At 64.6% G+C, this 3,108-nt stretch carries 2 protein-coding genes; both read right to left on the bottom strand.

Going from position 1 to position 3,108, the window contains the following annotated elements:
• Window positions 1-299, bottom strand: a 299-nt coding sequence (gene greA / locus JHC57_RS21680; protein WP_294032651.1) for a transcription elongation factor GreA, incomplete at its 3' end; no start/stop codon positions are given.
• A 97-nt stretch (window positions 300-396) separates the two neighbouring features.
• Window positions 397-3,108: carbamoyl-phosphate synthase large subunit (carB, locus tag JHC57_RS21685; protein WP_294032652.1), on the bottom strand; the 2,712-nt coding region annotated here is incomplete at its 5' end.

Consider the following 3,108-nt stretch of genomic DNA (forward strand, 5'->3'; position numbering starts at 1 on the left):
TCGTCCTCGTCGGCGAGGGTGACGGTCGCGCCGAACACGATGCGGTCGCCCGACAGCGTCGTCGGATCGATCACCTGAGCGCGCGACAATTTGTCCTCGAGGTCGCCGATCGTCGCTTCGACCTGACCCTGACGTTCCTTGGCGGCGTGATATTCGGCGTTTTCCGAAAGGTCGCCGTGCGCGCGCGCTTCCTCGATCGCATCGACGATCAGCGGTCGCTCGGCTTTGAGGGTCGCGAGTTGCGCGTTCAGCTTCTCATAGCCTTCTGCCAGCATCGGCACCTTTTCAACGCTTGCCATTATCCTGTTGTCCTTCGTCAATAATCCAGCGCCAGCGAAACTTCGCCGGGCGGCTGCGCCGCTTTTCCGTCAATGTCGGGGAGTTGGAGCGGTATCTTCAATAATAGTCCTGAAGTGGCTTCACTTCAAGAGAGTGCGCGCGAAGCGCCCCGATCGCCTGCGTCGACGCATCGCTCGCCGCGGCCGTGGTGTAATAGGCAATGTCGGCGGCGAGCGCCGACGCGCGGATCGACTGCGAGTCCTGCAGCGACTGCCAACCCTCGGTCGTGTTGAAGATGAGCTGCACGTCCCCGTCCTTGATCCGGTCGACGATATGCGGGCGCCCTTCGGCGACCTTGTTGACGCGCTCGACCTCGACGCCTTGCCCCGCCAGATAATCGGCGGTGCCGCCGGTCGCGATGACGTTCCATCCCCAGTCGACGAGCTGCTTCACCGCGCCGATGATGCGCGGCTTGTCGCTATCCTTGACCGATACGAAAACGCGGCCTTCGGTCGGCAGACGATCGCCCGCGCCGAGCTGCGCCTTGGCGAAGGCGAGGTTGAAATTGCTGTCGATTCCCATGACTTCGCCCGTGGACTTCATCTCGGGCGACAGCACCGGATCGGTACCGGGGAAGCGCGCGAAGGGGAAGACCGCTTCCTTCACCGCGACGTGCGCGATGTCGCGATTGATCTTCGGCAGATCGGCGAGCTTTTCGCCCGCCATCACGCGCGCCGCGATCTTGGCGATCGGCGAGCCGACCGCCTTGGCGACGAAGGGAACTGTGCGGCTGGCGCGCGGGTTGACCTCGATCAGGTAAACCTCGTCGTCCTTGACCGCGAACTGGATGTTCATCAGGCCGCGGACTTCCAATGCGCGCGCGAGCGCGTCGGCCTGCCGCTCGATCTCGGCGACGATCTTGTCCGACAGGCTGTACGGCGGGATCGAGCAGGCGCTGTCGCCCGAATGAACCCCGGCTTCCTCGATATGCTGCAGCACGCCCGCGACGACGACATCGGTGCCGTCGCACAGCGCATCGACGTCGACTTCGATCGCGTCGCGCAGATAGCGGTCGATCAGCACCGGCGAGTCGCCCGACACCTGCACCGCGGTCTCGATATAATTTTCGAGCTGCGCTTGGTCGTCGACGATCTCCATCGCACGGCCGCCGAGGACGTAGGAGGGGCGGGTGAGCACCGGATAACCGATGCGCGCCGCGACCGCGACGGCTTCCTCGCGACTGCGCGCGATGCCATTCTCGGGCTGCTTGAGGCCGAGTTTGTTGACGAGCGCCGCGAAACGTTCGCGGTCTTCGGCAAGGTCGATCGCGTCGGGCGAGGTGCCGAGGATCGGGATGCCCGCCTCGGCCAGCGCCTGCGCCAGCTTCAGCGGCGTCTGGCCGCCGAACTGGACGATCACGCCCACCAGCTCGCCCCGCGACATTTCGACGTGCAGGATTTCGAGCACGTCTTCGGCGGTCAGCGGCTCGAAATAGAGGCGGTCGGACGTGTCGTAATCGGTGCTGACCGTCTCCGGGTTGCAGTTGATCATGATCGTTTCATAACCCGCGTCCTCGAGTGCGAAGCACGCATGGCAGCAGCAATAGTCGAACTCGATCCCCTGCCCGATCCGGTTCGGACCGCCGCCGAGGATAACCACCTTCTTGCGGTCCGACGGGTTCGCCTCATTCTCGGGCTCGCCGAAGGTCGGGGCCTCGTAGGTCGAATAGAGATAGGGCGTCTGCGCCTGGAATTCGGCGGCGCAGGTGTCGATCGTCTTGAACACCGGACGCACGCCGAGCTTGTAGCGCAGCGCGCGCACTTCGGCTTCGGTGACGCCGCCGGTCATCGCCTTCACCGCCTCGTGGATCAGCCCGCTGCCGCGCGCCGTCGCGCGGCGCGTGCCGGGGTGGAGGTTCGCGGACTGGAGCGCGAGATAGGCGAGGCGCTTGTCGGAGAAACCCATGGCCTTCAGCTTGCGCAGCCCTTCGACATCGCGCGGCAGGCCGTTTTCGCACACATGCTGTTCGGCGGCGACGATCTCGGCGATGCGTTCGAGGAACCACATGTCGTAACCCGCAACGCGGTTGATCTCGGCGAGCGGCAGCTCCTCGCGGATCGCCTGCGCGGTGTTCAGCAGCCGGTCGGGAGTGCGCTTGGCGAGTTCGCTACGGAGCTGGTCGTGCGTCGCGCCCTTGAGGCGGTCGACGAAATTGAAGCCCGAAAGCCCCGTCTCCAGCCCGCGCAGCGCCTTCTGCAGGCTCTCGTGGATCGTGCGCCCGATCGCCATCACCTCGCCGACCGACTTCATCGCCGTCGACAGCGTCGCCTCGGCGCCCTTGAACTTTTCAAAGGCGAAGCGCGGGATCTTGGTGACGACATAGTCGATCGTCGGTTCGAACGACGCCGGGGTCACGCCGGTGATGTCGTTCATGATCTCGTCGAGCGTGTAGCCGACCGCCAGCTTCGCCGCGACCTTGGCGATCGGGAAGCCCGTCGCCTTCGACGCAAGCGCCGACGAGCGCGACACGCGCGGGTTCATCTCGATCACGATCAGGCGGCCGTCCTTCGGATTGACCGCGAACTGCACGTTCGATCCGCCGGTTTCGACACCGATCTCGCGCAGCACCGCGATGCTCGCGTTGCGCATGATCTGATATTCCTTGTCGGTCAGCGTCAGCGCCGGCGCAACGGTGATGCTGTCGCCGGTATGCACGCCCATCGGATCGACATTCTCGATCGAACAGATGATGATGCAATTGTCCTTGCGGTCGCGCACCACCTCCATCTCATATTCTTTCCAGCCGAGGAGCGATTCCTCGATCAGGAC

Source organism: Sphingopyxis sp. (genome assembly GCF_016463645.1).
In the GTDB taxonomy this organism is placed as follows: Bacteria; Pseudomonadota; Alphaproteobacteria; order Sphingomonadales; family Sphingomonadaceae; genus Sphingopyxis.